General features: G+C 25.5%; 1 protein-coding gene. It reads left to right on the top strand.

What is annotated here, in order from left to right; all coding sequences use genetic code 11:
• On the top strand, window positions 1-768 hold a 768-nt coding region (locus tag JVU85_RS13855; RefSeq protein WP_239441240.1), incomplete at both ends, for a DUF6038 family protein.

Below are 768 nucleotides of genomic sequence, written 5' to 3'. Positions count from 1 at the left end.
ATCAGCGATTCAATTGATAATATTAAAAAAGATGCATTAAAAGCGCAAATTTATGCATCTGAAAACTATTCTTTTACTTTAGAATGGCTTAGTGCTCAGTCAAAGTGTAATGATGCATTGTCTTCATTTTTTAATTATACAAATTCTCTAGATTTAGATAAGAGTTCAAAATTATATAGAAAATTAGCACATAGAATTGACGAGTTACTGTTTGAAACATTAATGGAAGATAATATGACATTTGATAATGACTTCAATTTCAAGCAATTATATAAAGCTCATCAATATAATAAAGAAAACAATCCCGAAAATTTTATTATATACAACCAAGTAGAACCTGATGATTCCAAGTATTCAAATGTAAATCATGAAGTAGCTAGATATATATCAAATGAGCCAACTATAGATGAGTATAGTGAACGTACTGATAACAAATTATTAGATTTTTTCATTATTGATATATTAAACAAACTCTACCTTCCAAGTTTGAATAAAAGAATCAATCATAAAATTGTGACTGATGATATACAAAATGATGAATCGAAAATCCGTGAAAAATTAAGAAAAAAAGAAATTGTAAAATACCCATTCAACGTTAATGGATACTTTCTCAGTATTGAAAACGACTTATTTTCTAACTATCAAAGAATTATTAATACTATAAATCAAAATAAAAACAGTACTTATGATTTACAAAATTTTGAATCACGTCTAGACAATATAATAAATAGCTCCAAGCCATTAATATCAAACGATAAGTTTCTCAAT

Origin of the sequence: Staphylococcus sp. GDY8P72P (assembly GCF_016890655.1) — a bacterium.
Classification (GTDB): Bacteria; Bacillota; Bacilli; order Staphylococcales; family Staphylococcaceae; genus Staphylococcus; species Staphylococcus arlettae.
Note: the sequence above shows the minus strand (reverse complement) of the source record. Positions and strands in the feature narration are given on the sequence as shown.